23 protein-coding genes and 1 pseudogene are annotated in these 23,605 nt (G+C 75.2%); 13 read left to right on the top strand and 11 right to left on the bottom strand.

Annotation, left to right across the window (positions count from 1 at the left end):
• Positions 1–453: 453 nt before the first annotated feature.
• Positions 454–1,950: an IMP dehydrogenase gene (locus V2S66_RS24855; RefSeq protein ID WP_330798573.1), complete on the bottom strand. Its 1,497-nt coding sequence runs from the start codon at positions 1,948–1,950 to the stop codon at positions 454–456.
• 218 nt (positions 1,951–2,168) lie between these two features.
• Between V2S66_RS24855 and V2S66_RS24850 the strand changes: the two genes are divergently transcribed.
• Entirely contained in the window at positions 2,169–2,687 is a 519-nt protein-coding gene (locus V2S66_RS24850; protein WP_330798571.1) for a hypothetical protein, read from the top strand.
• A gap of 75 nt (positions 2,688–2,762) precedes the next feature.
• Here V2S66_RS24850 and V2S66_RS24845 read toward each other — a convergent pair whose 3' ends face one another.
• Positions 2,763–4,067, bottom strand: a complete 1,305-nt coding sequence (locus tag V2S66_RS24845; RefSeq protein ID WP_330798569.1) for an MFS transporter — start codon at positions 4,065–4,067, stop codon at positions 2,763–2,765.
• Positions 4,068–4,552: 485 nt separating this feature from the next.
• On the bottom strand, positions 4,553–5,383 hold the full coding sequence (locus V2S66_RS24840; RefSeq protein ID WP_330798568.1) for a uracil-DNA glycosylase: 831 nt from the start codon (positions 5,381–5,383) through the stop codon (positions 4,553–4,555).
• Positions 5,384–5,508: 125 nt separating this feature from the next.
• Here V2S66_RS24840 and V2S66_RS24835 point away from each other — a divergent pair, with 125 nt between their 5' ends.
• From V2S66_RS24835 to V2S66_RS24820, 4 genes and pseudogenes are all read left to right on the top strand, one after another.
• Positions 5,509–6,189, top strand: coding sequence for a VOC family protein (locus V2S66_RS24835; RefSeq protein ID WP_330798566.1), 681 nt, complete (start codon positions 5,509–5,511; stop codon positions 6,187–6,189).
• A gap of 75 nt (positions 6,190–6,264) precedes the next feature.
• A pseudogene (locus V2S66_RS24830) lies at positions 6,265–6,843 on the top strand (PNPOx family protein); the annotation flags it as partial.
• A gap of 160 nt (positions 6,844–7,003) precedes the next feature.
• A complete protein-coding gene (locus tag V2S66_RS24825; protein ID WP_330798564.1) occupies positions 7,004–7,798 on the top strand; it encodes an SDR family NAD(P)-dependent oxidoreductase in 795 nt (264 codons plus the stop codon).
• Positions 7,799–7,862: 64 nt separating this feature from the next.
• The gene (locus V2S66_RS24820) at positions 7,863–8,363 is read left to right on the top strand and encodes a GNAT family N-acetyltransferase (RefSeq protein ID WP_330798562.1); all 501 of its coding nucleotides are present in this window, start codon (positions 7,863–7,865) and stop codon (positions 8,361–8,363) included.
• A 104-nt stretch (positions 8,364–8,467) separates the two neighbouring features.
• Here V2S66_RS24820 and V2S66_RS24815 read toward each other — a convergent pair whose 3' ends face one another.
• The gene (locus V2S66_RS24815; RefSeq protein ID WP_330798560.1) at positions 8,468–11,641 is read right to left on the bottom strand and encodes a discoidin domain-containing protein; all 3,174 of its coding nucleotides are present in this window, start codon (positions 11,639–11,641) and stop codon (positions 8,468–8,470) included.
• A gap of 390 nt (positions 11,642–12,031) precedes the next feature.
• Between V2S66_RS24815 and V2S66_RS24810 the strand changes: the two genes are divergently transcribed.
• Positions 12,032–12,895, top strand: a complete 864-nt coding sequence (locus V2S66_RS24810) for an NPP1 family protein (RefSeq protein WP_413966474.1) — start codon at positions 12,032–12,034, stop codon at positions 12,893–12,895.
• Between the two features lie 154 nt (positions 12,896–13,049).
• Here the strand turns inward: V2S66_RS24810 and V2S66_RS24805 are convergent, their stop codons facing one another.
• Positions 13,050–13,802 carry an SDR family oxidoreductase gene (locus V2S66_RS24805; protein ID WP_330798556.1) on the bottom strand — a complete coding sequence of 251 codons (753 nt, stop codon included), beginning with the start codon at positions 13,800–13,802 and terminating at the stop codon, positions 13,050–13,052.
• Positions 13,803–14,461: 659 nt separating this feature from the next.
• Between V2S66_RS24805 and V2S66_RS24800 the strand changes: the two genes are divergently transcribed.
• On the top strand, positions 14,462–15,640 hold the full coding sequence (locus V2S66_RS24800) for an alginate lyase family protein (protein WP_330798581.1): 1,179 nt from the start codon (positions 14,462–14,464) through the stop codon (positions 15,638–15,640).
• 76 nt (positions 15,641–15,716) lie between these two features.
• Here V2S66_RS24800 and V2S66_RS24795 read toward each other — a convergent pair whose 3' ends face one another.
• Positions 15,717–16,508 (bottom strand): ABC-2 transporter permease, encoded by a 792-nt coding sequence (locus V2S66_RS24795; protein WP_330798555.1) that lies wholly within the window; start codon positions 16,506–16,508, stop codon positions 15,717–15,719.
• Entirely contained in the window at positions 16,412–16,885 is a 474-nt protein-coding gene (locus tag V2S66_RS34625; protein ID WP_413966473.1) for a thioredoxin family protein, read from the bottom strand. The genes V2S66_RS24795 and V2S66_RS34625 overlap by 97 nt, the downstream gene beginning before the upstream one ends.
• A gap of 156 nt (positions 16,886–17,041) precedes the next feature.
• Between V2S66_RS34625 and V2S66_RS24790 the strand changes: the two genes are divergently transcribed.
• Positions 17,042–17,566, top strand: a complete 525-nt coding sequence (locus tag V2S66_RS24790; RefSeq protein WP_330798554.1) for a GNAT family N-acetyltransferase — start codon at positions 17,042–17,044, stop codon at positions 17,564–17,566.
• 7 nt (positions 17,567–17,573) lie between these two features.
• On the opposite strand, the gene V2S66_RS24785 is transcribed toward V2S66_RS24790, so the two are convergent.
• Positions 17,574–18,479 (bottom strand): helix-turn-helix transcriptional regulator, encoded by a 906-nt coding sequence (locus tag V2S66_RS24785; protein ID WP_330798553.1) that lies wholly within the window; start codon positions 18,477–18,479, stop codon positions 17,574–17,576.
• A gap of 165 nt (positions 18,480–18,644) precedes the next feature.
• On the opposite strand from V2S66_RS24785, the gene V2S66_RS24780 reads away from it, so the two are divergent.
• Complete coding sequence (locus V2S66_RS24780) at positions 18,645–19,100, top strand: YunG family protein (RefSeq protein ID WP_330798551.1); 456 nt, start codon at positions 18,645–18,647, stop codon at positions 19,098–19,100.
• Between the two features lie 176 nt (positions 19,101–19,276).
• Positions 19,277–20,137, top strand: coding sequence for a DMT family transporter (locus V2S66_RS24775; protein ID WP_330798579.1), 861 nt, complete (start codon positions 19,277–19,279; stop codon positions 20,135–20,137).
• Between the two features lie 169 nt (positions 20,138–20,306).
• Here V2S66_RS24775 and V2S66_RS24770 read toward each other — a convergent pair whose 3' ends face one another.
• Complete coding sequence (locus V2S66_RS24770; protein ID WP_330798549.1) at positions 20,307–20,558, bottom strand: type B 50S ribosomal protein L31; 252 nt, start codon at positions 20,556–20,558, stop codon at positions 20,307–20,309.
• 70 nt (positions 20,559–20,628) lie between these two features.
• Positions 20,629–20,793 carry a 50S ribosomal protein L33 gene (gene rpmG, locus V2S66_RS24765; protein ID WP_330798547.1) on the bottom strand — a complete coding sequence of 55 codons (165 nt, stop codon included), beginning with the start codon at positions 20,791–20,793 and terminating at the stop codon, positions 20,629–20,631.
• 148 nt (positions 20,794–20,941) lie between these two features.
• On the opposite strand from rpmG, the gene V2S66_RS24760 reads away from it, so the two are divergent.
• Positions 20,942–21,991: a hypothetical protein gene (locus V2S66_RS24760; protein WP_330798546.1), complete on the top strand. Its 1,050-nt coding sequence runs from the start codon at positions 20,942–20,944 to the stop codon at positions 21,989–21,991.
• A 9-nt stretch (positions 21,992–22,000) separates the two neighbouring features.
• On the opposite strand, the gene V2S66_RS24755 is transcribed toward V2S66_RS24760, so the two are convergent.
• A complete protein-coding gene (locus V2S66_RS24755) occupies positions 22,001–22,576 on the bottom strand; it encodes an Rv1733c family protein (protein ID WP_330798544.1) in 576 nt (191 codons plus the stop codon).
• A gap of 351 nt (positions 22,577–22,927) precedes the next feature.
• Between V2S66_RS24755 and V2S66_RS24750 the strand changes: the two genes are divergently transcribed.
• Both V2S66_RS24750 and V2S66_RS24745 read left to right on the top strand, forming a co-directional pair.
• Positions 22,928–23,125, top strand: a complete 198-nt coding sequence (locus tag V2S66_RS24750; protein WP_330798543.1) for a hypothetical protein — start codon at positions 22,928–22,930, stop codon at positions 23,123–23,125.
• A 54-nt stretch (positions 23,126–23,179) separates the two neighbouring features.
• Positions 23,180–23,596, top strand: a complete 417-nt coding sequence (locus V2S66_RS24745) for an SHOCT domain-containing protein (protein WP_330798541.1) — start codon at positions 23,180–23,182, stop codon at positions 23,594–23,596.
• Positions 23,597–23,605: the final 9 nt, after the last annotated feature.

Genomic DNA, 23,605 nt, shown 5'->3' with positions numbered 1-23,605 from the left:
GGCGGGCGCGGCAGGCGTGGGAGCCGGGCGCGGGACGCTGCGCGACGCCGCGGTCGGGGGCCCTGCCGAGGTCCCTGTCGAGGGCTCGGTCGACGTGACCCGGCCGGAGCGGGAGCCCGCGCCCGCACCGCAGCAGGACCAGCGCTGACGGGCGCTCCGGGCCGAAGGCTCCGGCGGTGACACCGCGTCAGCGGTCGGCTCTGCGCGGCGATCCCCGCGCACAGGGCCGCGACGCCCGGCGCGAGTCAGGCGAGATGGTCGCCGAGGTGCCCCGAGTGGAGGCCGCGCAGCCCGCGGTTCACCCGGTCGGCGGCACGCGGGGTGCGGGCTGCGGGGGCGTCCACCCCGCGGGTCCGGGATCAGCCACGGCGGCGGGTGGGGCGGACCAGCGGTTGACGGCGGGAGGCGGCGCGGCCGGACAGGCCGGTCAGGCCGCCGGGCCGGACAGCCGGGTCAGGCGACGGAGTCGGGAGTCTCCCGTACGGCGACGGTGGCGTGGCTCTCCTGGAAGCTCTGCTCGGAGACCACGGTGAGCCGTGCGGTGGACTGGAACTCCTGGACCGTCATCGCGCCGCAGGAGACCATCGTGGACTTCATCTTGGCGATGGTCACCGCGAGGCCCTCGCTGAGGTCGCCCGCGTAGGGGACGTACCCGTCGACGCCCTCCTCGAAGATCAGGCCCTGGCCGCCCTGGCCGTAGCGCTGCCAGTTGCGCGCGCGGTTGGAGCCCTCGCCCCAGTACTCCTTGACGAAGCCGTCGCGGGTGGGGAGTTTCGCGCCGGGCGCCTGGTCGAAGCGGGCGAAGTAGCGCCCCATCATCACGAAGTCGGCGCCCATCGCGAGGGCGAGCGACATGTGGTAGTCGTGCACGAGCCCGCCGTCGGAGCAGATCGGCACGTACTGGCCGGTCTCCTCGGCGAACGCCTCGCGGGCCGCCGCGACGTCGAGGACGGCGCTCGCCTGGCCGCGGCCGATGCCCTTCTGGTCGCGGGTGATGCAGATGGAGCCGCCGCCGACGCCCACCTTGACGAAGTCCGCGCCGGCCTGCGCGAGGAACCGGAAGCCCTCCGCGTCGACCACGTTGCCGCCGCCCACCGGGACGTCGGGGAAGTGCTTCTTGGACCAGACGAGCGCCTGCGCCTGCCAGTCGCTGAACCCGTCCGAGGAGTCGAAGCAGAGCGCGTCCGCGCCCGCCTCGACGAGCTGGGGGATGCGCTCGCGGTAGTCGTGGGTGTTGACGCCGGCCCCGACGCGCAGCCGCTTCTCTGCGTCGACGAGCTGGTCGGGGAAGCGCTTGTTGTCGGAGTAGTCGGAGCGGAAGACCAGGTGCCGCAGCCGGCCCTCGCCGTCCACCACCGGCAGGCAGTCGAGCCGCTCGTCCCACAGGCGGGCGTTCGCCTGTGACAGCGTCACGTCCTCGCGTGAGCAGGCGAGTGCGTCCACCGGGACCATCCGGCTGGCGACCGGCTCGTCGGCGTCGTGCCGCTGCGGGTGGAAGTCGCGCGAGGTGACCAGCCCCAGCAGGCGACCCGAGCCGGTGCCGTCGTCGGTGACGGCCGCGGTGCTGTGTCCGGTCCGCACCATGAGTTCCTGCAGCTGGCCCAGCGTGTCGGCAGGCTTCACATTGGTGTCGCTGGCGACGAACCCGGCCTTGAAGTTCTTTACCGTCCGCACGTCGGCGGCCTGCGCCTCGATCGGCCGGTTGTGGTGGATGAAGCTGAGACCGCCGTTGCGGGCGAGGGCGATGGCGAGTTCGGGGGAGCTGACGGCCTGCATGATCGCCGAGGTGAAGGGGGTGCGCAGCTCGATCGCCGACCGCTCACCGCGCGCGTGCCGGACGAGCGGTGTGCTCAGGTCCACGGTCTCCGTCGCGCACTCCGTCCGGGTGCGGTTGGGCAGCAGGAGGAACTCGTTGAACGTGCGAGAGACCCCGTCGATGATCTGAGCCATGCGTCTTTCCCATTCTCTCCCCGGCAGCCCGCTGCCGGACCCTTCGCGGGGCGCGGCGCACCGTCACCGGTTCCGCGCCGGCCTCGCAGCCGGCAGGACCGGCCGCACCCCGCGGCCCTGCCTGCGAGTTGACCGCTGACTCTACACGGCGTCATCCCGCACGCCCCCGCACTCGGCTATATGGTGTGAAACCGACGTTTCGCACGAAAGGCGGCGCCGTGCCGGACACCCCGGGCCCTGACACCACCACCGGCCAGCTGCGCACGCCGTTGCGGCGCGTCCTGTTCGGAGGCGTGTACGGAACGGTGCTCGCCAGCTCCCTGGTCTCCGCGCTCGACCACGACACCGGCCGGCCCGATCCCCGCTACGACGCGCTGTGGATTCTGGTCGCGGCCCTGGCCGCCGCCGCGGCCCACGGCTACGCGCACGCCATCGCCAACTGGTCGGCCGGCGGGAGCAGGGCGACCGCCGAGACGGTCAGGTCGGTGCTGTACGAGTGGCCGCTGGTCGCCGCCGTGGTCCCGACGCTCATCGCGCTGCTCGGCGCCAGCGCCGGGTGGTGGAGCGAGTCGGGCGGCATCAACGCCGTGCTGATCGTCAACACGGCCGCCCTGTTCTGCTGGGGGCTGTGGGCGGCCCGGGTGGCCGGCCAGCGCTGGCAGTCGGCCTGCCGGGTCGGCGCGGTGGACGTCCTCCTGGGCCTGATCATCGTGGGCGTCAACACGCTGAGCCACTGAGATGGTGCGCCGGCGCACCACCGGGCGACCGGCCGCCGGCGCGGTCAGGGCCGTCACGGGCGGGCCGGACCGGTCCTAGCCGACCAACTCCGGCTCTCCCAGGCCCCGGACCCGGTCGGCACGCTCGGCGGCCCGGCGCCCGGCCGCCCGGCGCGCGGCCGGGCCCATCGCGTACGCCGCCACCGGCATCACCGCACCCAGCAGCAGCCAGCCCGGTGTCCCCCAGCCCAGCAGCAGGCTGGTCAGCACCAGCGGCCCGAGCGTGCGGGCGATGGTCGTGCCGGTCCCGAAGAAGCCCTGGTACTCCCCGATCCGTTCGGCCGGCGCGAGGTCGAAGGAGAGCTGCCAGGACCCCGCCGACTGCTGCATCTCCGCGATCACCTGCAGCACCGCGCCCGCCACCAGGATCGCCGCCGCCGACCAGGCGGAGCGCCCCGCCGACAGGGCGAACACCGCGCAGGAGGCGAGCATCACGACGCCCGAGCGGCGCAGCACCCGCAGCGCCGTGTCCAGTCCGGTGACGGCACGCGCCGTCCGCACCTGGAAGAGCATCACCACGACGGTGTTGAGCACGAACAGCCCCGACGCCAGCCACGCCGGCGCCCCGGTGCGCTCGGTGATCCACAGCGGCAGCGCGAGGCTGAGCAGCGGCAGCCGGAGCAGCAGGAGGGCGTTGAGCAGGGCGACCAGCGCGTACGGCCGGTCGCGCAGGATGCCCAGGCGCGGGGGCCGCGCCGCGCCGGCCGCCGTGGTGCTCGTCGTCGTGGCCGTGGCCGTCGTGGCCGTGGCCGTGGTGACCGCCTCGGGCGTGCTCGCGGGGGGCGTCACCGGCGGGAGCCGCAGCAGGAGCACCGCGCAGAGGAGGAAGCAGACCGCGTCCATGGCCAGCACGCCCCGGTACGCCGCCGCCGTCCCGGCGCTCAGGGCGAGCCCGCCGAGGGCGGCGCCCACCGCGAGACCGCCGTTCAGCGTGGACTGCAACCGCGCCAGCAGCCCCGTGCGCTCACCCGCCGGCACCAGCCCGGCCAGCAGCGCCTGCCGGGCCGCCGCCAGACCGGACTGCGCGGAGGCGTACAGGCACGCGGTGGCCACGAACACCGCGAACCCCTGCACCAGGAGGAAGGAGCCCACCGCGGCCGAGGTCGCCAGCGCCAGCAGCACCGAGACCCCGCGTGGCCCGCGACGGTCCGCGAGCCGGCCGAGCGGCACCCCGACCAGCGAGCCGACCGCCCAGGCCAGGGTCAGCCCGAGTCCCACCCGCGCGGCGGAAAGCCCCGCGACCCGGGTCAAGTAGAGCGCCGACGTCGTGTAATAGGCGCCGTCCCCAATGGAGTTGGCGAGCTGGGCGAGAGCGAGGAGGCGTCGCGGCGGGGTCGTCATACCGATGACGCTACCGAGGCGGTGGACCCTCGTTCAGTCCCAACAACGCGGCTTTTTCTTGGCCCAATTGCCGCCGCATGGCCGGCACGGCCGCCTCCGCCCGTACCGGACTCCGGCTCACCGCGGCCCCGTCGCGAACGCCCGGCGGCACGGGCACGTGCAGGGCGAAGCCGAGGACCGCCTCCCGCGCGGAGGAGCCCTCCTCCCCGGTGAGCCGCGAAGGTGTGCACCAGCAGCGCGCCCGTCCGTGTCCGGTCGGCGAGCGCCTCGCGGCAGGCCGACCGCGACCGCTTCCGTCCGGCGGCTTCCGCGGCCCCCGCGGCTTCCGGACGTCGCGCGTCCCGCGCACCGCGCGCCCGCGACTGAGGGCTCGCCGCCTCCGGCCGGGGCGAGGCGACTCCGATGAGCGGCAGTGGCCGCCGCCCGGCGCGACAGGGCGTTAACGCCCGGCGCGAGCCACGCCGCGTGGCTGAGCGCACGGTGCGTCACGCGCTGCCCGGCGCCACCCGCAGGCCCGCGGCCCGGGCCGCGGCCCCCAGTACGGTGCGCAGCATCTCCGGGGTGAGCAGGCCGGTGAAGACGTTGCGCTGGCTGACGTGGTAGCAGCCGAACAGCCGCACCGGGGCGCCGGGTTCGGCGGCGGGCAACTCGACCTGGGCGCCGTGGCCGAACGCGGGGCGTGGGCGGGGTACGGTCCAGCCCGCCGCCTCCAGGGCGGGCAGGGCGGCGAGCCAGCCGAAGCCCCCCAGCGCGACGACCGCGCGGGCGGTCGGCCGCAGCAGGCGCAGCTCCCGCTCGAGCCAGGGCCGGCAGGTGTCGCGCTCGCCCACGCTGGGCCGGTTGGCGGGCGGCGCGCAGCGGACGGGGGCGGTGACCCTGACGCCGTACAGCTCCAGCCCGTCGCCGGGCCGGGTGGCGGTCGGCTGGGAGGCGAGACCGAGCGCGTACAGGGCGGCGTACAGCACGTCTCCCGAGCGGTCGCCGGTGAACATCCGTCCGGTCCGGTTGGCGCCGTGCGCGGCGGGGGCCAGCCCGGTGATCACCAGGGCCGCGTCGGCGGGGCCGAATCCGGGCACGGGACGCCCCCAGTAGTCCCACTCCCGAAAGGCGCTGCGCTTGGTCCTGGCGGCCTCCTCGCGCCACTCCACCAGCCGCGGGCAGGCCCGGCACCCTGTGACCCGCGCGTCCAGGGCGGCCAGGTCGGGAGCGCCGGCGGCCGCCAGGACCGGGTACCGGGGGTCCTCCGCCGTCCCGGCCCGCCGTGCGCCGCCTGCTCGCCCGCCGTCCGCGCTGTCCGCGCCTTCTGCGCCTGTCATCTCCGCCTCCCGCCGGGCGTCCCGGCGCATGATCTACCCGCTTCGCGGCCATGCGTACCACCGCGCCCGGTCGCCCCACGCCGACGACCCCGGGCGATGTCGGAGCCCGCTGAGAGGATGCCCTCATGGACACTCTCGGCACTCAGGAGATCCTCGCCGCCTTCGCGCACGGCCTCGCGGACTGGCGGAAGCTGGCGCAGAGCCTGGCCGCCCGGTACCGCGTGGCCGACCCGGTGCAGGGCGCGGCCTTCGTCTCCGCGGTCGCGCGGGCGGCGGTCCTCGCCGGCCGTGAACCGGAGATCCGGCTCGGCCGCGGATTCGTCGACGTCTCCCTGTTCACCGCCGACCTCACCGCCGACGGCGGCGCCGGCCGCTGGGTGACCGGCGGCGACCTGGACTTCGCCCGTACGGTCAGCGCGCTCGCCGGCGAGCAGCGGCTGACCGCCGCTCCCCAGGAGGTGGCCCAGCTGGAACTGGCCCTGGACACCGCCGACGACGCGGCCGTCGCCCCCTTCTGGTCCGCCCTCCTGACGGGCGGTCCTGGCAACACCGTCCTCGACTCGGTCATCGACCCCACCGGCCGGGTGGCCACCGTGTGGTTCCAGAAGACCGACCCGCACCAGCCGCCGCGTCAGCGCTGGCACCTCGACCTGTGGCTGGCCCCCGAGGTGGCCGCCGACCGGATCGCCGCCGCCGTCGCGGCGGGTGGCACGGTGGTGAGCGACGCGGAGGCGCCCGCCTTCACCGTCCTCGCCGACCCGGACGGCAACAAGGTGTGCGTCTGCACCGCGCTCGACCGGGAGTAGGAGGTCGGTCCGCGGTCCGAACCGGCGTCTCGCCACCCGGGACGGCGAGACCGTCGGCTCGTCGGGGTCGCAGGCGTGACGACTCCCCTGGCCGGCAGTGCCTTCGACCCGCTCCGCCTCGACGCCGTGGAGGACCGGGAGACGCTGCGCCGGGCGTACGCGCTCCCCGGCGAGTCGTCCGTGCGCAAGCAGCTGACCGGACTCACCGGGCGGACCCGGCGGTTGATCGGCTGCCCGGCACTGGTCCTGGTCGCCGGCGCGGACGCCGAGGGCAACTGCGGCGTCTCGCCGCGCGGCGGCCCCGCCGGGTTCGTCGCCGTCCTGGACGCCGGGCTGCTGTTCGTCATCCCCGGGCGGACCACCACCCTGCGGGTGAACGGCCGGGCCGTCGTCTCCACCCGCCCCCGGTCGCTGTCGCCGCTGACCGCCGTGGGCAGGCCGCCGGCCAGCGCGCTGGTGCTGGGGATCGAGGAGGTCTACCCGCACTGCCCGAAGGCACTGCTCCGCAGCACGGCCTGGCAGCCGGAGCAGTGGCTGCCTGCGGGCGCCCAGCCGGCCTCGGCCGAGGCGGCCCCGGCCCAGCTGCGCAGGCCCGAGCTGACGATCGCCGACATCGAGCAGGCGGAGGCGGACACCCTCAAGTGCCGGTACGAACAGCGGGCCGGCGGGCGCCGCCGCTCCGGCGCGGAGGTCCGCACGAGGCGCAGCCCTGAGGCGGATGCGGTCCGGGCGAACCCCGTTGGCGGATGCGGGCGCGCGCCGGAGCGGGCAGGCTGAGGTGGACCGACCGGCCGCCTCACGGGAGAGCACCGACATGAACATCGACCTGTCCGGTAGGACCGCCCTCGTCACCGGCTCCACCCAGGGGATCGGGCTGGCCGTCGCGGCCGGTCTCGGCCGGGCCGGCGCGCGCGTCGGCGTCAACGGACGGAGCGCCACGTCGGTGGACGCGGCGGTGGAGCGCCTGCGCGAGGAGACCGGCGGCGGCGCGTTCGTCGCCGCGCCCGGCGACCTCGCCACCGACGACGGCGTGGCCGACGTGCTCCGCGCCCTGCCGGACGTCGACATCCTCGTCAACAACCTCGGGATCTTCGGCGCCGCCGAGCCGCTGGAGATCACCGACGCGCAGTGGCGGCACTACTTCGAGGTCAACGTGCTGACCGCGGTCCGGATGATCCGCGCGCATCTGCCGGGCATGAAGGACCGCGGCTGGGGGCGCGTCCTCAACGTCGCGAGCGACTCGGCCGTGGTCATCCCCGTGGAGATGATCCACTACGGCATGACGAAGACCGCGCTGCTCTCGGTGGCGCGGGGCTTCGCGAAGGACGCGGCGGGCACCGGGGTGACCGTCAACTCGCTGATCGCGGGGCCGACGCACACCGGCGGTGTGGAGGCCTTCGTGCGTCAACTGGTCGGCGACGACATGCCGTGGGAGGAGGCGCAGCGCACGTTCATGCGCGAGCACCGTCCGCAGTCGCTGCTGCAGCGGCTGATCGAGCCGGAGGAGATCGCCCACATGGCCGTGTACCTCAGCTCGCCCTACGCCTCCGCGACCACCGGCGGCGCGGCCCGGGTCGACGGCGGCTACGTCGACTCGATCCTTCCGTAGCGGCAGGGGCGGTGGCCGGGCCCCCGCGCAGGGGCCCCGCCGCGGGCCATGTGATGCTGGCGGCGTGAGCGACGAACGTGACGTGGTCATCGACCGCTGGCCGGGCGGCACGGCCGCCGCCGAGAGCGGTCCCGCCGGGTTGCTCGCCGCCTACCATCTGCGGACCCAGGCCGAGAAGGGCGAGGCCGTCCCCGATGTGGACGGCCTGCCGGACCGCTACCGGGCCGAGGTGGAGGACCCGGGGACCGCGTTCGCGGGCGACGTCGTGCTCGTCGCGTCGAGCGGGGATGCCGCCGTGGGCTGCCTGGTGGTGACCGCCGCCGCCGAGGGCCGGTGCGAGGTCAAGCGGCTGTGGACGGACCCGGCGTACCGGGGCCGCGGTGTCGCCTCCGCCCTGGTGGGCGCCGCACTGGCGCACGCCGGGACGGCCGGCGTGCGCACAGTGCGGCTGTCGGTGTGGAGTTGGCGGACCGGCGCGATCGCGCTGTACGAGCGGCTCGGCTTCCGCGTCGTCGCGTCGTGGGACGTGCGGGAGCAGCTGGTGTGCATGGAGCGCGCGGTCTGACCCGCGGCCCGGCCGCCCCTCGCCCGGCCGGCCCCGAGGGACCGGCCGGGCGGGGCTTGCGTCGGCGCGCAGCCGCCCGCACCCGCCTGCCCGCTCCGCGCGGGTCAGCGGCTCCGCTCCGCGCGGACCGACAGCGCGCTGAGGCGGGCGCCGGGCGCGGTTCCCCCCGGCACGGCGAGTGCCACGTACCGCGCGCTGCCCCCGGTGCGCAGCGTCCCGGTCCGGCCGGTGAGCACTCCCGCCGTGGTGTAGGCGAGTCCGTCGCTGCTGAACTCGACGCGGGCGGCGGGCGCCCTGCCGTTCGTCCAGACCGCGGCCACCTCGGCGACCGGCACGACGGCGCCGAGGTCCACGACCATCCGGCCGCCCGGCCCGGGGGCCCAGGACGTGCGCGGGTCGCCGTCGACGGCCGCCGCGGGGTCGGACATGCCCGCGGGCAGCGGCGAGGTCGGGAAGGTGATCCGGCCGAGCGCCAGGTCCGCCAGCGGGTAGGGCGTGGCGCCGGGCAGCGTGACCTCGCGGGGACGTCCGGCGCGCAGCGTGACCCGTACCGTGCGGCCGCCGGCGCCGGCGAGCACGAGGCGGCAGGACGGGCCGGTGAGCCGTACCGTCGCCGCGTCGGTGACCTCGGCGGTCAGGCCGTACGGGACCCGGCCGCCGGCGGCGGCGCGCAGGGTGAACCGGGCGGGGGCCACCGAGGCGCTCGCGGCGGCGAGTTGCGCGCGGTAGGCGGTGCCGGCCGGGGTGAGCGTCTGGGTTCCCGCGTAGAGGGTCACCGCGTGGGTGTCCTGCGGCACCGCCACGGTGGCGGCGGCCGCGGCCCCCGACAGGTTGAAGAGGCTGAGGTGCCCGCCCGCCGTGGAGGCGCGCACCGCCGGGTGGTCGGCGGCCGGGGCGGTACGGGCGGCGGCCGCGCGCACGGCGTCGGGGCTGCCGTCGGGCAGGCCCTCGACCACCAGGGGCTCGGCGGGGCCGTCGGAGAGGATCACGGTGTCGCCGTACACCGACAGCGGGTTGGCCGCCCCGCGCACGACGAGTCCGGCCCGGCCGTCCACGCTGATCCAGCCGCCGGTGCTGGTGAGGTCGGCGGGCGGGTAGGCGGCCAGATCGGTCCAGACCGAGCCGTCCTGCGAGCCCTGGACGGTGTACGCCTGCCCGGCCGCGGCCTCCCAGCTGAGGGTGACCCGGTCGAGGGCGCGCGGTGCGCCGAGGTCGACGGAGAGCCAGCTGTCGGCCCGCTTGCGGTCGGCGACGGAGACCGCCCACCGGGTCGCGGTGTCCCCGTCGACGGCCAGGGCGGCGCCCTTGCCGGTGTCCGCGGAGGAGGCGGTGGCGACCGCGCCGCGGGCCAGGTCGGGACCGGTCGGCCCGTCGTGGACCTCGAAGGAGTAGAGCGAGTAGCCGTACGAGGCGTTGCCGCGGCGGCCGAGCATCCGCACATGGCGGTAGGTCGCCGGCGCCAGGTCGAGGGTGTCGGTCCGCGGCCCGGTGACCGGGTGGCCCGGCACGCCGCTGTCCGCGGCGGCGACGGTGGCGGCGCCCTCCGCGGCGGTGTAGGTCCTGCTGCCGGTGAGGCCCGCGACGCCCGGCATGGTCAGGTTGAAGACGCCGAGATGGCCTTCGCCGGCGGCCGTGCCGCTGGTCGCGTAGACGACCTCGCCGCCGGGCAGCGTGGTGTAGCCGGCGTAGCCCGTGTCGAGCGCGAACAGCGTGGCCGAGGCGTCGATTCCGTCGCGCAGGGCGCTGTACGCGGTGACGCTGCGGGAGGTGACGGTGCCCGACGTCGCGGGCAGGAACATCGGTGAGGCGCCACTCAGCGTGAACAGCCAGTCGTCGTGGGCGGGTTGCCAGCAGAACTTCACGAAGCCCGGCTTGCTGACGGCCGCCGCCCAGGCGGCGGGCGTCTGGTGGGCGACGAGGCCGGGGCCGGGACCGAAGTCCCGTACCCCGGATGCCTGCCGGAAGAGCTCCTCGGCGGTCAGCGCCCGGACCGACTCGCGCTGCCCGGCCCGCCACTCGTGCAGCAGGTAGCTGATCGCGATCTCGGCGCGCGCCTCGGGCTCGTACTTGGGCTCGCCGGAGAACTTGGTGATCCGGTCGGCCGGCGGGTAGGCCTGATAGGCCGTCAGCCGCGCGGCGAGGGCCTCCTCCGCGCGGGCCGCGGCGCGGTCGCCGAGCACCTGGGCGAGGAAGGCGACCGGGATGACGTCGCGCCCGTACAGGTGCTCGCGGTCGGCGACCATCGGCATCAGCGGCTCACCCGCGTCGCTCATCACGGTCAGCAGCGTGTCCCACAGCTGGTGGGCGTTGGGCTGGGCGGCCAGCACCTCGGGCATCGCACGTCCGGCGGTGATGAAGTGGGCGGCGTTGCGGCCCGAGGTGCGCCACAGCTCGCACTGGTAGTGCGGTCCGAAGGAGCCGTGGTTCTCGACGATGAACGTGTCGTACAGGTTCTGCGCGGTGTTGGCGGCGACCGGGACGCCGTCCACGACCGCCGGGTTGGCCAGGTCCGCGGCCGGCAGCCCGGTCTCGTTGCGGCTCCAACGGCCGTACCACCGCGTCCAGTCGGCGTGCCGCGCGTCGTCGGGCGCCCAGGCGAGGGCCGGCGCGAGCGACTGGGCGTAGACGCCCATCTCCTCGAGCTTGGTGTCGCCGACGTGGTTGCCCGTGAGGCCGTCCGGCGTCCAGCTGCCCGACAGCGGGTCGTTGCCGGTGCCCAGCGAGGTGGTGTACGCGGCCTGTTCGCGCACGAGGGTGTCGACGTCGGCGCGCGTGGCGTCGTCGAGCTGGTCCCACAGCAGCCGCGCCGCGAGCACGAAGTACAGCTGGAAGGTGGTGTCGAAGAACAGCGTCTTGCCCCACTCGGTGCCACCGGTCAGCCGGTTGGAGGCGGCGAAGTGCGAGATCGTGGCGAGGGTGCGGGCGCGCAGCGTGTCCTCGTCGACTCCGGCGGCCTCGGCGTCGTAGCCACCGCGGGTCAGCAGCAGGGCGTGGCCCAGCACGACGGCGAAGCCGAAGTCGGTCGCGGTGTAGTGGCCCCGGGCGGCGTCCCACTGCGTCTCGGTCCAGCGCGTGTGGCGCAGCAGCACCTTGTGGTAGGTCGCTGCCACGGCGTCGGGCGGCGAAGCCGCCGCGGCGCCGGGCGCGTTCGTGCCGCCGCCCTCGGCCGCGCTCGCCGGGGCGGCCGCCACGGTGAGCGGTGCGGCGGCCAAGGCCGCGGTCAGTCCGGCGAGTTGGGTGAACCGGCGCCTGCTCAACGGGACGGTGGGGTCGTGCACGGGATGCGCCTCCTGGGCGACCGGGTGCCGGGCGAGGTGCAACCCACCGTCCGACAACGTTGTCAAAGCCGAACGTCATTCTTCGTCCGCGAGACCGCGCCAGTCAAGGGGCGGGACGCGGATCACCGGCGGCGGGCGTCCGGGAGGGGGCGGCCGCGCGGCGGGCGCCGAGGGGTGCGGCACGCGCCGACCACCCGGGCGGTCCCGCGCGTTCAGCTGCCTGTGCGGAGATGTTCCGGTGTCCGGTGTTGCGGAAAACAGCCCGCCCATCTCCGGTCCGGGAAAGGGGAATGGGGGCCTGGTCGACGGAATGGCGCGGTCCTCTTCGGGGCATGACAGCCCAGGGATTCCCCACCCCCGCGAATTCTCCGAGGAGTTGGTGTGCGCAGCATGCTGTCGTCGACCACGAACGGAAAAACGACCTCCCTGGCGTCCCCGACGCCGCGGGACCGGCGCGACCGCGCGGTGTCCCGCCGGTCCGGCCGGACCGGCGGGCGACCCGCGCGCCGCTCCGCGCTCGCCGCCGCCGCGGCGGCCGCCGCCCTCGTCCTGGCCTGGCCCGGCACCGCCCAGGCCGACGTCCTCCAGCTCCTGCCGCAGAACGCGGACGGCCTGGAGCAGAGCTTCTCCCCCGCCTACGACTACGACACCGACGGCTGCTACGCCACGGCCGCCATAGGCGCCGACGGCACGATCAACCCCGGCCTGAAGCTGGGCGGCGACGTCAACGGCCACTGCCACGACTACGCCCAACTGGCCAACGCCAACACGTACTCGCGCGAGAAGTGCAACAACGACTGGTGTGCGGTGGTCTACGCGAGCTACTTCGAGAAGGACCAGGCGACGCTCGGACCCGCGGCCATCGGGCACACCCACGACTGGGAGCACGTCGTGGTGTGGGTCAACGGCAACCAGGTGCAGTACGTCTCGGTGTCGCAGCACTCCGGCTACCAGGTGGCGGCCCGCGCCGCGCTGCGCTTCGACGGCACGCACCCGAAGGTCGTCTACAACAAGGACGGCGTCTCGACCCACGACTTCCGCTTCGCCAACGGCAACGACGAGCCGCCGGAGAACGTCACCGGCGGCTGGTTCTATCCGCGTCTGGTGGGCTGGAACGGCTATCCGGCGGGCTTCCGCGACAAGCTCCTGGGCGCGGACTTCGGGGCGGCGACCATCAAGATCGGGGACGGCGACTTCGCCTACGCGCTCGCCCACTCGATGCCGTCCGGCATCCCCTTCGACCCCAACGCGTGAGCCGGCTCGGAGCGGCACGCTCCGGATCGTGACGGCGACGTCCGCCGGGTCCGCGGTGCGCGGCGGACCCGGCGTGGCGCGGGCTGCGGCGGCAGACGACGACCGGGGGCCACGGGCGAGGCGGCCTGGGCGGCCCGGGTGAGGTGGCCGGGCGTCAGTTGTGGAGCAGTTGCTGGCCGCCGTCGATGTCGTATGTCGCCCCGGTGAGCGCCTCGTTGGTCATGAGGTGCAGCGCGAGCGCGGCGACGTCGGCCGGGCCGACCACCCGCCTGATGGGCAGCGTGGCGCGCAACTCCGCGCGACGCGCCTCCAGTTGGCCGCCGAGCAGCGAGGCGGACAGCGGTGTGTCCACGAATCCGGCGGCGATCAGGTTCACCCGGATCGGCGCGAGTTCGAGCGCCATGTTGGCCGTGAGGGCCTGCAGGGCGGTGGTCAGCGCGGACACGATCGCCAGGCCCACGCCGGGGCGGCGCCCGCCGGTGCCGCCGATGAACACCAGGGTGCCGCCGGCCCGCACCTTGTCCCTGCTGTTCAGGCCGACGGCCAGTGGCAGGACGAGGCGGTCGCCGAAGGACTGGCTGGCGGCGACCGGGTCCATCTCGGCCATCGGCATGTACGAGGGGGAGCCCGCGGTGACCATCACATGGTCGATCGCCCCGGGCAGGTCCGCGAAGAACTGCTGGAGGCGGTCGGTGTCGTTGGCGTCGAAGGCCGCCGTGCTCACCGGGTCGAGCTCGTCGGCGGCTTTCTGCAGCCGCTCGGGGTTGCGGCCGACCAGGACCAGCCGGCCGCCGGCCGCGCGGACCTGGCGCGCGGTCTCCCGTCCGATGCCGGCGCTCGCGCCGATGACGACGACGGTCTGACCTGCGAGACCGGACGTCTGGTCGTAGGAGTCGTCGCCGGTCATGCGCACCTCCGGATGTCCGTTCACTTCCCCGTGCGTGGGCGACCCCCCGGTCCATTGTCACGCGGCGGGCCGCCCGCCGCCCGTCGGCCGCAACCGGCCGGAGCCGGCCGGCCACCGCGCAGGCTCCGCCGCGCGCCGTCCACCGGGAATTCCAGCGAATCCACCGAATCCACCGAAGGCACGGAATCCGCCGCATTCTCCGATGCGGGCCGACAACGCGGGGTACGCCGCCGCATTGCACACGACCCGCCCCATGGGGCGTCCGGATATCACCCCGGATTCGACGATGCGCCGCCCCGCTCACCACCGGCAGGGGGACGCCCCCGGAATGGCCCGCGCCCGCCCTCCGGGCCGCACCGGACCCGCTGTCACGCCACCCGTCAGGCCGCGGGGGGTTGACGCGACCATTGGTCCAGTCCTACGGTCTCGCGTACGCCAATGGTCATAAGTGCGGTCGGAGTTCAGCCTGTTGAACCATGCTTGCCATCCTCGGCAGGGCTGCCCCACGCTCCGCGACCGCGGCTCCGCGACCGGCGGCGTGCCCCCACTCCTCCTGAGGAACGGACAGACCCCCCATGGCAGGCTCCCCCACGCCGACGCCCACGCCCCTCCCCACACCGCCCGAACCCGCGGGCCACCGCCGCAGGCGCCGGCCCGCGATGCTCGCCGCCACCGTGGGCGCCGTCGCCGCGCTCGTCACCGGGCTGCTGGCCTGGCCCGGCGGCGGCCAGCACGCGAGCGCCGCCCCGGCGACCTTCGTCCACCCCGGCGTCGTCCTCGACACCGCCCAGCTCGACCTCGTGCGGACCAAGGTGCAGGCGAACGCCGAGCCCTGGAAGAGCGCGTACAACCAGATGATCGGCAGCTCGTACGCCTCCCTGACCCGTGCCGCCAAGCCCCGTGCGACGGTGGAGTGCGGTTCGTACTCCAACCCCAACTACGGCTGCACGGACGAGCGCGAGGACGCGATCGCGGCGTACACCGACGCGCTGGCCTGGTACATCACCCGCAACGCCGCCTACGCGCAGGAGTCCATCAAGCTGATGGACGCGTGGTCGGCGACGATCACCGCGCACACCAACAGCAACGCGCCGCTGCAGACCGGCTGGGCCGGCTCGTCCTGGGCGAAGGCCGCCGAGCTGGTCAAGTACACCTACACCGGCGGCTGGCCCAACCAGTCCCGCTTCGCCACCATGCTGCGCACCGTCTACCTGCCCGAGATCATCAACGGCTCGAACTCCAACGGGAACTGGGAGCTGACGATGATGGAGGCCGCCACCGGCATCTCCGTCTTCCTGGACGACAAGACCGACTACGACAAGGCGATGGCGACCTTCCGCACCCGCGCGGCCGCCTACGTCTACATCTCGGCGGACGGCGCGCTGCCCAAGACGGTGCCGAGCCAGAACCTCAACACCACCGCCAAGATCGTCTCCTACTGGCAGGGCCAGTCCACCTTCGTCGACGGCCTGACCCAGGAGACCTGCCGCGACTTCGTCCACACCGGGTACGGCATCTCCTCGATCTCGCACATCGCCGAGACCAGCCGCATCCAGGGCGACGACCTCTACGGCACCGACATCGGCGAACGCCTGCGGCAGGCGCTCGGCTTCCAGTCCAAGTACGAGCTGGGCACCGCGCCGCCGAGCTGGCTGTGCGGCGGGAGCGTCACCCGTGGCCTCGGCCCGGTCACCGAGACGGGCTTCAACGCCCTGCACACCCGCCGCGGGGTGGCCATGACCAACACCCAGACGCTCACCGAGCAGAACCGTCCTGCGGGCAGCAACAACCTCTTCGTCGCCTGGGAGACGCTCACCAACGCGAACAACCCCAACTGATTTCGGTTCGGCGGACGTTCGGGCCGTACCGGCGCGCCTCGGCGCGGCGGTACGGCCCGTTCCGCCGGACCGCGGCTCACCGCCGGCCGCCCTGCGGGCGCAGGCGCCGCCGGACGAGGGAGGCGGCCAGGGAGACGAGGATGCCGGCGGCGGCGTAGGTGCCGAGCACCCACAGTGGCCCTGCGGTGTGGTGCGCGTCGAAGTAGACGGTGTTGCGGACCGTGGTGGTGCCCGCGCCCGGTGGCAGCCAGGGGCCGATCGACCGCCAGAACGTCGGCAGCAGCGAGGCGGGATACGCGCCGCCCGCACTGGGGTTGCCGAGCACGACGAAGACGAGGATCGCCAGGCCGACGCCGGCGGTGCCGAGCAGCGCCTGGAAGGCGACCGTGGCGGCTCCCACGGCGAACACCATCAGGGCGCCGATCCCCCACAGCTGCCCGAAGTGCCCCGGCAGCGCGCCGAGCGCCGGATCGGCGATGATCGCGCCGCCGAGGCCGGACGCGATCGCGTACGGCACCAGGCTGCCGAGTCTGATGACGGTGCGGTGCGTGGTGGCGGGACGGGCGCCGCCCGCCATGCCGAGGATGGCGGCGGCGAGGTAGCCGCCGATCATCCAGCCGAGCACCAGGTAGAACGAGGACAGGCCGCGGCCGTCCTTCGCGCCGGGTGCCCGCAGGTCGGTGACCCTGAACGCGCGCCGCTGTGCGGTCTCCACCTGCTGCACCACCTGCGTGGCGGCGGCCGAGACCGACGGGCCGCCGGCGGACGCGATCAGCAGGGTGTCGGTACGGGTCCGCGGGTTGAGGACGAAGGCGGCGTCGACCTCCCGGCTGAGGATGAGGCTGCGCGCCTGGGCGGCGTTCGCCACCGTACGGGCAGCAGCCCGGCCGTCGCGGGCCGGGTGAAGGTGCGCCCGAGCACCACGCAGTCAGGGCACCAGTCGGCGCCGAAGTCGATCAGCACCGGGCGGCCGTCCTTCGCGGACGCCGCTCTGGCCGCCGCGATGTCGGCCGCCGCGTCACGCGCCGGATCGTAGCCCTCGGGCGCGGACGCCGCAGCGGTCGACCTGCCGGCGGCCGGGGCGGCCGTCGCGACCGGGGCCGCAGAGGTCGCCGGCGGCGCGGACGCGGGAGTCGTACCGCCGCCTGCACCCGGCGAACCGCCCGAGCCACCTGAGCCGCCGCAGCCCGCCGGCACGACGACCCCCGCGGCGGCGACCGACAGCGCCCGCAGCGCCGACGGCATCCGTACCCGCGCGCCGCGCCCCTCGCCGCGACCGCGTGCCTGCTGCCCCCACACCCGCATGTACCCCCGGTCCGCCCCGAACGAGTGAGCGCAATCCAGCAGTACCGGGACGGCCCCCGGCGCGGGCCGCGGGAGGCGCCGTGTGAGGATGACGCCATGGACTCAGCACAGCGGACCGCCGCGGCCAGGCCAGGTCAGGGGGCATCTCAGGGCCTGACGGAAGGCCGCGGCCCGGACGGCGGATGGACGCTGCGCGCGGCCCGCGCCGCGGACGTCGAGGTGATAGCCGAACTGCGCGCGACGGTGATGCGCGCCGACCTGGTGCGGCTGGGCCGCTACGACGAGGTCCGGGTACGGCAGCGGCTGCGCGACGCGTTCTCCCCCCGGCACACCTCGGTCATCGAGGCGGACGGCGCCTTCGCCGGCTGCGTCACGATGCGCCCGGTGGAGCAGGGCCGGTGGCTTGAGCACTTCTACCTGGCGCCCGAACTCCAGGGCCGTGGACTGGGGTCGGCCGTGCTGCGCTGGCTGCTGGAGCGCACCGACGCGGAGGGCGCGACCGTACGCCTGCACGTCCTGCAGGGCAGCGCCGCCCGGCGGCTGTACGAGCGGCACGGCTTCACGGTGGAGGACCAGGACCCGGTCGACGTCCTCATGGCGCGGCCGCCCGCCTCCTCCTGACCGGACGTCAGCGCTCGACGCCGTCCGGGTCACCGGTGCGGGTCGGCGCGCAGGTGCGCGGGGCGCCGTCCTCGGCGGCCATGTCCTGTGAGCCGATGACCGAGAGCAGCTCCAGCTGGGAAGCGCCCCGCGTGCCGGGCGGCGCGGTGAACCACAGCAGGCGCTGACGGCCGTCCTCGCTGAACAGGCTGTGGCAGTCCAGCTCGATGACCCCCAGCGCGGGGTGGACGATGCGCTTGTGGTCCACCCGCCGCAGGGCCACGTCGTGCTCGTCCCACAGCGCGGCGAACTCCGCGTCGCGCTGGCGCAACGCGGCCACCATGCCGGCCACCTCGCTGTCGCGGCCGCGGCGGGCGGCGACCGCCTGGAGGTCGGCGACGAAGACCCGCGAGTGGTGCGCGTGGTCGTCGGGCGGGTAGAGCGCGCGGGCGGCGGGGTCGGTGAACCAGCGGTAGACGAAGCTGGCCGCCGGGCCCCGTACCGCCGGGGGCCGGCCGAGCAGGGAGGCGGCCAGGGCGTTCTGCGCGAGGACCTCGTGCAGGTCCGTGATCACCTGGGCGGGGGTGGTGTCGAGCCGGTCCAGCAGACCCGTCAGGGCGGGCTGCACGTGGGCGGTCGGGCCCTGCGCCGCGGGCGGCACCGGCCGGTCGGCGAGGTGGAAGAGGTGGTCGCGCTCGTCGCCGCGCAGCCGCAGCGCACGGGCGAGCGCCGCCAGCGCCTGGGCGGACGGCTGGGCGCTGCTGCCGCGTTCCAGTTCGGTGTAGTAGTCGACGGACAGCCCGGCCAGCCGGGCGACCTCCTCGCGCCGCAGACCGGGCACACGGCGCCGCGGCCCGGTCGGCAGGCCGACGTCCGCCGGCTTGATCCTGGCGCGCCGGGACCTGAGGAACACCGCGAGTTCGGGAAGGTTCACCCCACCATCATCACGCGTGCGACCGCCGCGCCGCGAGACCCGAACCCGGGGACACCGCCCCCGGGGTGGGCGCGCCCCCGGCCGCGCCTGCCGCTCCGCCGCCGGGCGCAGCGGGACGGTGCCGTGCCGGTGCCGGTGTCAGTGGGTGCGGCCATGACGACCGGCATGACCACACCGACGCCGACGCCGCCCCCGGCCCCGACCGCCGCCACGGATGTCCGGGGACCGCTGACCGCGACCGGGCCCGACCGGGCGCTGCGTGCCTCCTGGGCCGCCGGCACTTGCTCGCCCGACGACGTCGCCCGCTCCCCGTGGCACCCGGACAACCCGGCCCGGGGCCACTGCGACATCACCGCGCTCGTCGTGCACGACCTCTTCGGCGGCTCACTCGTGGTCGGCGAGGTGCACCACGACGGCGAGCGCGCCGGTCACCATTGGTGGAACCGGCTGGCGAGCGGCATCGAACTCGACCTCACCCGTGAGCAGTTCCGGCTCGGCCAGACGGTGAGCACGCCCAGGGCCGTGGAGCGCCCGCCGGGGCGGGTCCGCCACAGGCAGGCGGAGTGCGAGGTGCTGCGTGCCCGGGTACGAGAACGGCTGGGGCTGCCGCCGGCCGGCTGAACCGGAGCGCCGGGACCCCGGCGGACGCGGCCCGCGGATGGGCCGAACAGGTCGGCGCGGGCCGGCCCGCGCGTGGCCGAGTCGCGGGAGCCGGGGCGCGGCGGGGATGCTGGTTCCGGGGAGTCCTTCCCCTCCCGGACCGGCCGGCGATCCACAGGAGGCGCGCTCTGACGGCGATCGTGCTGTGCGTCCTGTTCGCGCTGCTCGGAGCGGCGAGCAACGCGACCGGGACAGTGCTGCAGCGCAAGGCCGCGCTTGCCGTGCCGCCCGAGGACGCGCTGCATCCCCGGCTGCTCGTCGACATGATGCGGCAGCCCGTGTGGCTGCTGGGCATCTGCGGTGTGGCGGGGGCCGCGCTGTTCCAGGCGCTGGCGCTGGTGGCGGGACCGCTGGCGCTCGCCCAGCCGGTGTTCATCCTGGAGCTGCCGTTCGCCCTGCTCATCGCGATGCCGGTGCTGCATCGGGCGCTGCCGGGGTCGGGCTGGGTCGCCGTGGGGTGCATGGTCGGCGGCCTGGTGGTGGCGCTGGCGAGCGCCGCCCCCTCGGGCGGCAGCACGCAGGCGCCGATGGCCCTGTGGATTCCCGCGCTGATCGTCTGCGGCGGCGCGATGGTGCTGACCGTCGCGGCGTCCCGCAGACGTCCGTCGGGCACCGCCCGCGCGGCGCTGCTCGGCACGGCGGCGGCGATCGGCAACGCCCTCACCGCCGCCCTGATCAAGTCGTCCGCCGACACCTTCTCGCAGCACGGCGGCCGCGCCTTCCTCACCGCCTGGCAGACGTACGCGTTCGCCGTCTGCGGCATCTGGGCGGTCTTCCTGCTGGAGAACTCCCTGCAGGCCGGTCCCATCGCCGCCTCGCAGCCCGCACTGACCCTGGGCGACGCGACGGTCAGCCTCCTGCTCGGCGTCACGCTCTACGGGGAGCGCATCCGCACCGGCTGGTGGATCGTGCCGGAGCTGGCCGCCGTCGGCGTGATCACGCTGGGGACGCTGTACCTGTCGCGTGCCATCCCGCTCACCCGGGAGCTGGCCGCCTAGGCGGCGGCCGCCGCCCGGACGGGATCGGTCCGCCGCGCCGGCCCCACCGGGGACCGGTGCGCGCGAAAACGGGCCCCCGCGGCGCCCTCCGCGGGAGCGGAGGAGCGCGCGGGAGCCCGCGGGCCTGGGGCGGGGAGCTGTGGGGCCCCGCCCCACCCGGGCGCGCCGGTCAGTCGGCGGTGCGCCCGTAGCGGCGGCGGAAGCGCTCGACACGGCCTGCCGTGTCCAGCTCGCGCGCCTTGCCGGTGTAGAAGGGGTGGCTCGCCGAGGAGACCTCCACGTCGACGACCGGATAGGTCCTGCCGTCCTCCCAGACGACGCTCTTGTCGCTGGAAGCGGTGGAGCGGGTCAGGAAGGCGGAGTCGGCGGCCTTGTCGCGGAAGACGACCAGGCGGGTCTCGGGGTGGATGCCGTTCCTCATCGGATGTCCTCTCGGGTGTCGGTGGGCGGGTCGGTCCCCGTCCCCGGGCGCGCGGCCCGGGGAGCGCGGGTCAGCGGGCCTCGCGGAAGAGCACGTGGCGGCGCGCCACGGCGTCGTACTTCCGCAGTTCGAGGCGGTCCGGGTCGTTGCGCCGGTTCTTCCTGGTCACGTACGTCTGACCGGTGCCGGCGGTGGAACGGAGCCTGACCACGGGTCGCAGCTCGCTACGGGCCATCACTGCCACCTACCTTCCGTTACGATTGTCATTTTCACTCCTCATAACGCGCTCCCCCGCCGCCGCATTCCCGGACGCCGCGGGGCCCATCCGGGGACGCCTCGCGCCGGAAGGGTCCACGCCGGCCGCCCGGTGGTAGGTGTACGGCATGGTCGCGACCTCGCCCGAACCCGTTCCCGGCCGCACGGCGGGCCGCCGCGCGGTGCTGCTCGGCGCCGCGGGCTGCTGCGCGGCGGGACTCGCCGGCTGCTCCGGCGGGTCCGGTGCGCCGGGCGGCGGCGTCGCGTCAGGCTCAGCGTCGAGGTCCGCGTCGGCGTCCGGCGCCCCGCGGACGGCCGCCTCGGCGAGCGCGGCCGCCGCGCTGCCCGCGCCGGCGCCCTGGCGGCCGGGCGCCGGCGAGATCCAGCCGGCGGCCAAGCTCGCCGCGGTGCGGGTGGTGGAGGCGCTCGGCACCTGGCCGGCCGGTCAGGGCGGCGCGGGCCGCGGCGCCGCCCGCGTCGCGGCGCTCGGTGTCCCCGCCGCTGACGCGGCACGGCTGGCTGGCGAGACGGGCGGGCTGACGCCGGCCGCGGACGCCGCCGTGGTGCGGGTGATCGACGCGCAGTACGGCGGCATCCTCACGGACTCCGCCAGCGTCCTGGTGGTGTGCTCGCAGGCCACCCGGTCCGGCTCGACGGTCCGGCACGGCGGCACCACGGTCGACGTGCGGCTCAGCCGCACCTCCTCCGGCTGGCGGGTGACCGCGCTGCACCCCGCGCGGCCGGGCCCGCCGACCACGCCGACCGGCCCCGCGCGGCAGGTGCTGGCGGACCCCCGTATCGAACTGCCGCCCGCGTCGGCCGCCGACGTGCGCAGCGGCAGGGTGCACGCCACCGTGCTGCGGGCGATGCTGGAGCTCGCGGGCCCGTACCGGATCTCGGTGAGCGTGGTGCGCTCCGGGCATCCGCTGGACGTCTTCGGCACCGACCGGCCCAGCGACCATCCGAAGGGCCGCGCGTTCGACGTGTGGCGCGTCGACGGCCACCGCGTGGTCGATCCGGCCACCTCACGGGCGCTGGTGACGCGCTTCATGCGGGCGGCCGCCGCGGCCGGCTCGTACAACGTGGGCGGGCCCGTGCTGCTGACCGGCGGCGCCGCCGGTCAGTTCTTCTCCGACGCCACCCACCACGACCACGTGCACGTCGGCTTCGACGCCTGACCGGCCGGGTCAGGCGCGATGGCGTCGCCACACCGGGCCGACCAGGGCCCACTCGCGGTCCAGCCGGGCCGCGCGGCGCCGATCGAAGCCGGAGCGGGCGAACAGCCAGCCGCAACCGACCGCGCCGCCGGTGGCGGTGGCGGCGGCGGTCCCGTAGATGACGGCGCGGACCTGGGCCTGCGACGAGTCGGGCGGGTTCGGGCGGAGCGCGCCGCGGGCGTCGAGCCAGACCGAGGTGTGCGCGCCCGCGGCCAGCCCCGGCTTCACCAGCGCCTGGCCGGTGTGGGCCGCGCCGTCGGGCGTGCTCCAGCGGACCTGTGCGCTGACCCGCTGACCGTTGTTGTCGACTCCGAAGACCGCCGTCGGGGCGGGCGTGCGGTGCACCACGACCGCCGCGACCTGGTGCAGTCCCGGCACCGCCCGCTCCGCGGAGCCCGCGACGCCCAGACCGGTGGCGACGCCGGCCGCGGGGGCGCCGAGCAGCGCCAGCACGCCGGCCACGGCAACTGCCGCCGCCTCGGCGCGGTCGGTGCCCCGCCTGAGCGGGTTGCGCCGCCAGCGCCAGAATCGCACGCACGAGGTCATGCTCGGGGCCCTTCGACGAGGGGGGCGCGCCCGGTCGGACCGCTCCGGCCGAGCGGCGCGGGCCGGGTCCGGGGCGCGTCCGTACGGCCCTGGGGTCCGGTGCTGACGAGGATGGTCCGCCCGGCGGCCGGGCGGCACCCCCGTGGCGGGTGATTGTCGCCGCCGGACCCGCCGACGGCGCCCGGCCGACGGAGGACGGGCAGGTGACCACCCGCCACGGGTGGTGTCCGCGGGCGGCAGCGATGTGAGGCTCGAAGTGCTCATGGCCGGCGTGTCGGCCGAGGAGGAGACCGGCTGAGCAGCGGACCGGCCGAGCGGGCAGGGCGGCCGGCAGCGCGGAAGGGGCGTCCCATGCGGTACGAGTTCCGGATCTCCGGCTCGCTGTCCGACACGATGGCGGGAGCCTTCCCCGAGCTGCGTCGGCAGCCCGTCGTCGCCGAGACGGTGCTGAGCGGGCCGGTGACCGACGGCGCCCACCTGCACGGGCTGCTGCAGCGCTTCGACGAGCTGGGGCTGCGCGTCGTGGAGATGCGCCGGCTTCCGGAGTGACGCCCGAACACGCCGGACTCCCCGTGGGAGGTCCGGGCCATTAGGAGGAGAGTCATGGACGGACAGGTGTTTCTGGCGTACGACTACCCGGTGCTGGGCGCTTTCTGGACGGTGTTGTTCATCGTCGGCGCGACGATGTGGCTGATCCTGCTGTTCCGCGTGATCGCCGACATCTTCCGCGACCACGCCATGAGCGGCACGGGCAAGGCCGCGTGGCTGCTGTGCGTGCTCTTCCTGCCCTTCCTCGGCGTGTTCCTCTACGTGATCGCCCGGGGCGGCAGCATGAACGAACGCGAGGTCAGCACCTACCAGGACCGGCAGCGCTCCCGGTACGCGCGGATGGCGCCGCCCGCGCACGGCGGCTCGGACATCGGGGACCTCGACGAGCTGGCGAAGCTGGCCGACCTCAAGGCGCACGGGGACATCTCCGAGGCGGAGTACGCGGAGGCGAAGGAGCGGATCCTGCACTGACCGCGGCGG

This window comes from Actinacidiphila polyblastidii, assembly GCF_036353415.1.
Lineage (GTDB): Bacteria > Actinomycetota > Actinomycetes > Streptomycetales > Streptomycetaceae > Actinacidiphila > Actinacidiphila polyblastidii.
The sequence above is the reverse complement of the archived record's forward strand: the minus strand, read 5'-3'. Positions and strand labels throughout refer to the sequence as shown.